The sequence below is a fragment of the Streptomyces sp. CO7 genome, assembly GCF_053474865.1.
Genome location: NZ_JBRIOU010000002.1, coordinates 1,342,094 through 1,350,066, shown reverse-complemented (window position 1 = coordinate 1,350,066; position 7,973 = coordinate 1,342,094). Strand labels below are relative to the sequence as shown.

Below are 7,973 nucleotides of genomic sequence, written 5' to 3'. Positions count from 1 at the left end.
CCTCTGTTCCATTGCGCGGGTCCGACCAGCCCGGCGTCCGGTCAGTCGACTTCCAGGGGAGCAGCCGTCTTGTCCACCGTCATCGAGCACCCGGTACAGGCCCGTCTCGTCGCCGCGGTTCCGCGGATGACGGTGATCCCGTCGACGCTGCACTACGACACCGACGATCCGTTCGCGGTGCGGATGACTTTCCCGGGCCCGGCCACCCTGGAGGGGGTGGAGGTGTGCTGGACGTTCGCCCGGGAGCTGCTGACCGAGGGGCTGCGTGACGCGCACGGTCTGGGGGACGTGCGGGTGCTGCCCTACGCGGAGGGGCGTACGGCGCTGGAGTTCCACTCCCCCGAGGGCGCCGCCGTGGTGCACGTGGCGACCGACGAGCTGCGCCGGTTCCTCGCCGCCTCCGCCGCGGTGGTGCCGTTCGGCTGCGAGCACCTGCACCTCGACCTCGACGAGGACCTGGCCGAGCTGATGCGCGACGTGCTCTGAGGGGCCGGGCGAAAACGACTCGCCCCGCGTCGGGCGGTGTGGTTACCCTGGTGGTGCTTCTGCTGCCGTCGATCGGAGAAGGACGTTGCTCGTCTGAGGTCATGAGACACCGCGCCGCACCCCCGCGTACCCCGGGGCTGTTCGCGTCGCGTGTGCGACCTCGGACGTCATGAGCCGTCCTCCGCCTGCAGGGCCTTCTCTTCTTCCGGCCTCGGCACGGTGTCTCGATACGCGATCACCCGACCGCATCACACCACCGCGAGGCCACGTGTCTACCACCTCAGCCCCTTCCGTCACCGCCGCGTCCCTGTCCTTCGCCTGGCCGGACGGCACCCCGGTCCTGGAGGAACTGGACGTCTCCTTCACCGCCGGCCGCACGGGTCTGGTCGGCGTCAACGGCGCCGGGAAGTCCACCCTGCTCAAACTGATCGCCGGGGAGCTCGCCCCGACCGACGGGTTCCTCCGGGTGACCGGCGAACTCGGCTACCTCCCGCAGAACGTCACGCTCGACACCTCGCTCCGCGTGGACCAGGCGCTGGGCATCGAGGCCAAGCGGGCCGCGCTGCACGCCATCGAGTCCGGCGACGTCTCCGAGGAGCACTTCGAGACCGTCGGCGACGACTGGGACGTCGAGGAGCGCGCCCTGGCGACCCTGGGCGAGCTCGGCCTGGGCCACCTGGGCCTGGACCGCGCCGTCGGCGAGCTGTCCGGCGGCGAGTCGGTGCTGCTGCGGCTCACCGCGCTGCTGCTGCGCCGCCCCGACGTGCTGCTGCTGGACGAGCCCACCAACAGCCTGGACGTCTTCGCCCGCCGTCGGCTCTACGACACGGTGGCGGGCTGGGGCGGCGGTTCCCGCGTCGTGGTCATGGTCAGTCACGACCGTGAACTGCTGGAGCTGAGCGACCGGATCGCCGATCTGCGCGCCGGCGAGGTCACCTGGTACGGCGGCAACCTCACCGACTACGAGGAGGCGCTGGCCGCCGAGCAGGAGGCCGCGCAGCGCACGGTGCGCGCCGCCGAGGCGGACGTGCGCCGCCAGAAGCGCGAACTGGCCGAGGCGCAGACCAAGTTGGCCAAGCGCAAGAAGTACGGCCAGAAGATGAACGAGCAGAAGCGCGAGCCCAAGATCGTGATGGGGCTGCGCAAGAACGCCGCCGAGCAGTCGGCCGGCAAGCACCGGGCGATGCACCAGGAGCGCCTCGCCGCGTCCCGGGAGCGGCTGGACGAGGCGGAGCTCGCGCTGCGTGAGGACGACGAGATCCGCGTCGACCTTCCCGCCACGGCCGTACCGCCGGGCCGCACCGTGTTCACCCTGGAGGACCTGAGGGTGGCCCACGGGGCCTGCCTGAACGGGGTGTTCGAGGTGCGGGGGCCCGAGCGCGTCGCCCTGGTCGGCCGCAACGGTTCCGGCAAGACCACCCTGTTGCGGACCCTGGCGGGCGAACTGGCGCCGGTGGAGGGCGCGGCGGTCACGCACGTGCCGGCCCGGTTCCTTCCGCAGCGGCTGGACATCCTCGACGACGAACTGTCGGTCGCGGGCAACGTGGCGCGGTTCGCGCCCGCCGCCACCGTGAACGAGGTGCGGGCGCGGCTCGCCCGGTTCCTGTTCCGCGGGGCGCGGGCGGAGCAGCTCGCCGGGTCGCTGTCCGGCGGCGAGCGCTTCCGGGCGGCCCTGGCCTCGCTGATGCTCGCGGAGCCGGCGCCACAGCTGCTGATGCTCGACGAGCCCACCAACAACCTGGACATGGCGAGCGTGCGGCAGCTCACCCGGGCGCTGGAGGGGTACCAGGGGGCGCTGCTGGTGGCCAGTCACGACCTGCCGTTCCTCGACTCGATCGGCGTCACCCGGTGGCTGATGGCCGACGGCGAGCTGACCGAGGTCACCCGGGAGGACCTGGAGCGGCCGTGACTCCACGGTCGGCGGGGGTGCGCGGTGCACACTCGGCGGTACCCGCGACGCGCACGCCGCGCTCCGCGCTCCCCCGACGATCGTGAGGCAATGATGCTGACCACCGCCTTCGTCCCCGGCTCCCCCAACTGGGTCGATCTGGGGACGCCCGACATCAACGTGGCGATGACCTTCTACGGCGGGCTGTTCGGCTGGCAGTTCGCCTCGGCCGGCCCGGACGCCGGGGGCTACGGGTTCTTCACCTCGGGCGGCCGGACCGTGGCGGGCGGCATGGAACTGCGTGACTCCCCGGCTCCCCCGTCGTGGACGGTCTACTTCCGCTCCGACGACGTGGACGCCACCGCGGTGGCCGTCGGCGGGGCGCAGGGGGCGGTGCTGAGGGAACCGGACGACGTGATGGACAAGGGCCGTATGGCGATCTTCGCCGACCCGATGGGCGCGTCCTTCGGCGTGTGGCGCCCGGGGACGCTGACCGGGCTCGACGTCACCGGCGAGGCCGGGGCCCTGTGCTGGGTGGAGCTGCACACCACGGACGTGGCGGGGGCCGCGGGCTTCTACCACTCGGCGCTCGGCTGGGAGACCTCCGCCGTCTCCTTCCCGGGCGGCGTCTACACGGCTGTCAACCCGGCGGACGCCGGGGAGGACGCGACGTTCGGCGGCCTGGTCGGCTCGGCGGACGACCCGGCGGAGGGCGGCACGCACTGGCTGCCGTACTTCGCGGTGACGGACGTCGACGCGGTGACCGGCCGCGCCCGTGAACGGGGCGGCTCGGTGCACCTGGGACCCGTCGACGTGGAGGGCGTCGGGCGGATGGCCCGCCTCGCCGACCCGCACGGCGCCCGCTTCGCCGTCCTGCGCCCGGAGCCGCCGCAGCGGTGAGCGGGGGCGGCCCGCGCCGCACCGGGGTGGACGGGACGGCCGGCGCCCCACCGGGAGGGCCTGCGGCGCGGAGGACATGCGGCGCGGAGAGACTGCCGCGCGGAGAGACTGCGGCGCGGACAGGCTCCGGCGCGGAGGGCTCAGGCCTTCCTGGCCCGGCTGGGCTGCACCCGCTTCGGCTCCCCGGGCATCTTCGGGTGGTCGGGCGGGTACGGCAGGTCGCCGAGCCCGTGCTCGGCCTCGTCCCGCCGCGCCAGTTCCAGCAGCGGTTCCAGGGAGAAGGCGTGGTCCTCCATGTCCGCGTGCACGTCGCCCACCTCGGCGAACCGGGCGGCCATGGTCCGGATGTCGAAGTCCTCGGGCCGGGCCTCCCCCACCTCCTCCCAGCGCAGTGGCGCCGAGACGGGGGCGTGCGGCCGGGGCCGGACGGAGTAGGCGGAGGCGATCGTCCGGTCGCGCGCGGTCTGGTTGTAGTCGACGAAGATCTTCTCGCCGCGCTCCTCCTTCCACCACCGGGTGGTGACCTGCTCCGGCATCCGCCGCTCCAGCTCCCGCCCGGCGGCGATCGCCGCGCGCCGCACCTCGGTGAAGGTCCACCGCGGCTCGATCGGCACGAACACGTGGATGCCGCGGCCTCCGGAGGTCTTGGGCCAGCCGCGCATCCCGTGCTCCTCGAGGACCTGGCGCAGCTCGTGGGCCGCGGCGACCGCGTCCGCGTACCCGGTGCCGGGCTGCGGGTCGAGGTCCAGGCGCAGTTCGTCCGGCCGGTCGACGTCGCTCCCGCGGACCGGCCAGGGGTGGAAGGTCAGGGTGTTGAACTGCACGGCCCAGATCACCGCGGCAATCTCGGTGGGGCACATCTCGTCGGCGCTGCGGCCGCTGGGGAAGGTGATGTGCGCGGTGGGGATCCAGTCGGGGTGGTTCTTGGGGACGCGCTTCTGGAAGAACCACTCCCCCTCGACGCCGTCCGGGAAGCGCTGCAGGGTGGTGGGCCGCTCGCGCAGCGCCCGCAGGACGCCAGGCCCGACGGCGAGGTAGTACTGCGCCACGTCCCGCTTGGTATAGCCCTTCTGCGGGAAGAGCACCTTGTCCGGGTGGGACAGGCGTACCTTGCGTCCTGCGGCGTCCAGTTCCACGGCGTCGTCACCCATGTGTGCCACGGTAGGCGTGCCCCGGGCGGCGCGCACACGCAGAATCGCTGCATGGACCTGCCGGTGATGCCGCCCGTGAAGCCGATGCTCGCCAAGTCGGTGGCGAAGATCCCCGAGGGGATGCACTACGAGGCCAAGTGGGACGGCTTCCGCGCGATCGTGTTCCGCGACGGCGAGGAGGTGGAGCTCGCCAGCCGCACCACCAAGCCGCTCACCCGCTACTTCCCGGAGCTGGTGACCGCGCTGCGGGAGCGGCTGCCCGAGCGGTGCGTGGTGGACGGGGAGATCGTGATCGCGCGCGGTGGGCGGCTGGACTTCGACGCGCTGACCGAGCGCATCCATCCGGCGGACTCCAGGGTCCGCACCCTGGCGGAGCGCACCCCGGCCTCGTTCGTCGCCTTCGACCTGCTGGCGCTGGACGACGCGTCCCTGACCGGCCGTCCCCTCACAGAGCGCCGGGCCCTGCTGGAGCGGATGCTGCGCGACGTCGGACCGCCGGTGCACCTGGCGCCCGCGACCGGGGACGTCGAGGTGGCGCGGCGGTGGTTCGAGCAGTTCGAGGGGGCGGGTCTGGACGGGGTGGTGGCCAAGCCGCCGACGCTGCGTTACCTGCCGGACGAGCGCGCCATGTTCAAGATCAAGCACGAGCGGACCGCGGACGTGGTGGTGGCCGGCTACCGGCTGCACAAGAGCGGTCCGGTGGTGGGCTCCCTGCTGCTCGGGCTCCACGACGACCAGGGGGTGCTGCAGCACGTGGGGGTGTGCGCGGCGTTCACCATGAAGCGGCGGGCGGAGCTGGTGGAGGAGCTGGAGCCGCTGCGGCTGGACGACGTCTCCGGGCACCCCTGGGCGGCGTGGGGGGACGCGGCCGCGCACGAGAGCGCCCGGCTGCCGGGGGCGCCGAGCCGCTGGTCGGGGAAGAAGGACCTCTCGTGGGTGCCGCTGCGCCCCGATCTGGTCGTCGAGGTGGCTTACGACCACATGGAGAACGGGGCGCGGTTCCGGCACACCGCGCGTTTCCGCCGGTGGAGGCCGGACCGCACCCCGGAGAGCTGCACCTTCTCCCAGCTGGAGGAGCCGGTGCGCTACGACCTCGCGGAGGTGCTGGGCGTCAGGGGTTGATGACGACCTTGACGGCGCCGTCCCGCTTCTTCTGGAACATGTCGTACGCCTCCGGCACCGCGGACAGCGGGACGTGGTGGGTGGCGAAGTCGTCGACGCCCAGCGGGTCCTCGTCGGTGAGCAGCGGCAGGATGTCGTCGGTCCAGCGCCGCACGTTGGCCTGGCCCATCCGCAGCTGGATCTGCTTGTCGAAGAGGGTGAGCATGGGCATCGGGTCGGCCATGCCGCCGTAGACGCCGGAGAGCGAGATGGTCCCGCCGCGCCGCACCAGGTCGATGGCGGTGTACAGGGCCGCGAGCCGGTCGATGCTGAAGCGTTCGGCGAGCGGGCCGCTGATCTTGTTGGGCAGCAGCGCGGTGGCGTTCTGCGCGAGGCGGGCGACGGCGCTGCCGTGCGCCTCGGTGCCCACCGCGTCCACCACCGAGTCGGGGCCGCGGCCTCCGGTGACGTCGCGGATCGCGGCGACCAGTTCCTTCTCGCTGTCGAAGTCGCGCAGGTCGAAGGTCTCCACCCCGCGCTCGCGGGCGCGGCGCAGGCGGTCGCCGACCAGGTCGACGCCGATGACGCGCTCCGCGCCCTGGTGCAGGGCGATGCGGCAGGCCATGTCGCCGATCGGTCCGAGGCCGAGGACGGCGAGGGTGCCGCCTTTGGGGACGGAGGCGTACTGGACGGCCTGCCAGGCGGTGGGCAGGACGTCGGAGAGGTAGAGGAACCGGTCGTCCGCCGGGCCCTCGGGCACCTTGATGGGTCCGAAGTGGGCCTGCGGCACGCGCAGGTATTCGGCCTGCGCGCCGGGGACGGCGCCGTAGAGGCGGGTGTAGCCGAAGAGCCGGGCGCCCATGCCCTCACCGGTCACCTGCGTGGTCTCGCACTGGGTGTAGAGGCCCTGGCCGCACATCCAGCAGCTGCCGCAGGAGATCTGGAAGGGCACCACCACGCGGTCCCCCGGCATCAGGTTCGTGACCTCCGACCCGACCTCCTCGACGATGCCCATGGGCTCGTGGCCGAGGATGTCACCGGGGGTCATGAACGGGGTGAGGACCTCGTAGAGGTGGAGGTCGGAGCCGCACAGTCCGGACGAGGTGATCCGGATGACCGCGTCCGTGGGTTCCTCGATGCTCGGATCAGGGACGGTCTCCACCCGGACGTCCCGCTTGCCCTGCCAGGTCACTGCCTTCATCGTGTCGGACTCCCTGCTTCCGCATGCTCCTGTCCGTGCGACGGGTACCCGGACGGCCTACACGAAACCGGCCGAACCGGCACGGTTCGTCCACCGGAGGTGCGGTGGAGGGCGCGGAAGGGTAGAGCACCACGGACCGGTGCACCCTGGGAAACCGACGAAACCGACGGATCGGCGGGCGGTAGGCAGTGGGCGTGGGACTGCGGAATTGGCGGCGGCAGCGGGTGGGGGCACGGGGACGACCGCGGTCGCGGCCGGGGTGGCTCGGTGGCCCCGGCGGCCGGTCGGCCGGGACGAGAGCGGTGCTCACGGCCGCGATCACCGCTCTCGCCCTGACGGGCGGGTGCACCATTCCGGGCGGTCAGGGGGACACCGACCCTTCCCCCACCCCGGCGGCGGCCTCCGGCGTGCTGGCCGTCAAGATCGACAACGTGCTTCCGGCGAGGCCCCAGACCGGACTGGCGCAGGCCGACGTGGTCTACACGGAGCAGGTGGAGGCGGGCCTCAGCCGGCTGATGGCCCTCTACTCCACCGCCTTCCCCGAGGCGGTGGGCCCGGTGCGCAGTGCCCGGGAGACCGATCTGCGGCTGCTGCGCGAGTTCGACGAGCCGGTGCTCGCCTACTCCGGCTCGCAGAGCCGGCTGCGGCCGCTCATCGAGGCCGCGCCGCTGCGGGCGGAGACCCCGGGGCGTCACCCGGAGGCCTGGTACCGGGGTGACGACCATCCCGCCCCGCACAATCTCTACCTGCGGCCCGGGCGCCTGGTGAAGTCGCCCGCCGGTGCGGCGGCGCTGGCCGCGGCGGGCTTCCACGAGGGCCCGGCTCCGGCCGGCGGCACGAGGGAGGAACGGCGGACGGTGCGCTTCCCGGCGGCCCGGTTCACCTTCACCTGGTCCGCGCAGCGGCACGGCTGGCTGGTGGAGACCGACGGCCGCCCCACCACCGACGGCGGACGGCAGCTGGCTCCGCCGACCGTGGTCGTCCAGTACGTGACGGTGCGCCAATCGGGGTTCCGGGACCGCGGGGGCAACACCACGCCGTTCAGCGAGACGGTGGGCTCCGGCTCCGCCGACCTGCTGCGGGACGGGAAGGTCTGGCCGGTGCGCTGGCAGCGGCCGACCGCGGCCGACAGCACCCGTTTCACCACCGAGGACGGCGCCGCGGTGAACACGGCGGACGGCCAGGTGTGGGTGGTGCTGGCCGAGCGGTGAGGAACGGCCGGGCGCGGCCGGGGCCGGGCCGGGGG

At 73.1% G+C, this 7,973-nt stretch carries 7 protein-coding genes; 5 read left to right on the top strand and 2 right to left on the bottom strand.

Features of this window, described 5'->3' with window-relative positions; genetic code table 11:
- Nucleotides 1-69 precede the first annotated feature (69 nt).
- The 3 genes from ACOV8S_RS08135 to ACOV8S_RS08125 all read left to right on the top strand — a co-directional run bounded on the left by ACOV8S_RS08135 (nt 70) and on the right by ACOV8S_RS08125 (nt 3,274).
- Nucleotides 70-486 carry an SsgA family sporulation/cell division regulator gene (locus ACOV8S_RS08135; RefSeq protein WP_448316993.1) on the top strand — a complete coding sequence of 139 codons (417 nt, stop codon included), beginning with the start codon at nt 70-72 and terminating at the stop codon, nt 484-486.
- Between the two features lie 169 nt (nt 487-655).
- A complete protein-coding gene (locus tag ACOV8S_RS08130; protein ID WP_448316992.1) occupies nt 656-2,395 on the top strand; it encodes an ABC-F family ATP-binding cassette domain-containing protein in 1,740 nt (579 codons plus the stop codon).
- Nucleotides 2,396-2,488: 93 nt separating this feature from the next.
- Nucleotides 2,489-3,274 (top strand): VOC family protein, encoded by a 786-nt coding sequence (locus tag ACOV8S_RS08125; protein ID WP_448317395.1) that lies wholly within the window; start codon nt 2,489-2,491, stop codon nt 3,272-3,274.
- A 140-nt stretch (nt 3,275-3,414) separates the two neighbouring features.
- Here the strand turns inward: ACOV8S_RS08125 and ligD are convergent, their stop codons facing one another.
- Nucleotides 3,415-4,425 (bottom strand): non-homologous end-joining DNA ligase, encoded by a 1,011-nt coding sequence (gene ligD, locus ACOV8S_RS08120; RefSeq protein WP_448316991.1) that lies wholly within the window; start codon nt 4,423-4,425, stop codon nt 3,415-3,417.
- Nucleotides 4,426-4,476: 51 nt separating this feature from the next.
- Between ligD and ACOV8S_RS08115 the strand changes: the two genes are divergently transcribed.
- Nucleotides 4,477-5,547, top strand: coding sequence for an ATP-dependent DNA ligase (locus ACOV8S_RS08115; protein ID WP_448316990.1), 1,071 nt, complete (start codon nt 4,477-4,479; stop codon nt 5,545-5,547).
- On the opposite strand, the gene ACOV8S_RS08110 is transcribed toward ACOV8S_RS08115, so the two are convergent.
- The gene (locus ACOV8S_RS08110) at nt 5,537-6,727 is read right to left on the bottom strand and encodes a zinc-dependent alcohol dehydrogenase (protein ID WP_448316989.1); all 1,191 of its coding nucleotides are present in this window, start codon (nt 6,725-6,727) and stop codon (nt 5,537-5,539) included. The genes ACOV8S_RS08115 and ACOV8S_RS08110 overlap by 11 nt on opposite strands.
- A 302-nt stretch (nt 6,728-7,029) precedes the next feature.
- On the opposite strand from ACOV8S_RS08110, the gene ACOV8S_RS08105 reads away from it, so the two are divergent.
- A complete protein-coding gene (locus tag ACOV8S_RS08105; protein WP_448316987.1) occupies nt 7,030-7,938 on the top strand; it encodes a DUF3048 domain-containing protein in 909 nt (302 codons plus the stop codon).
- Nucleotides 7,939-7,973 lie beyond the last annotated feature (35 nt).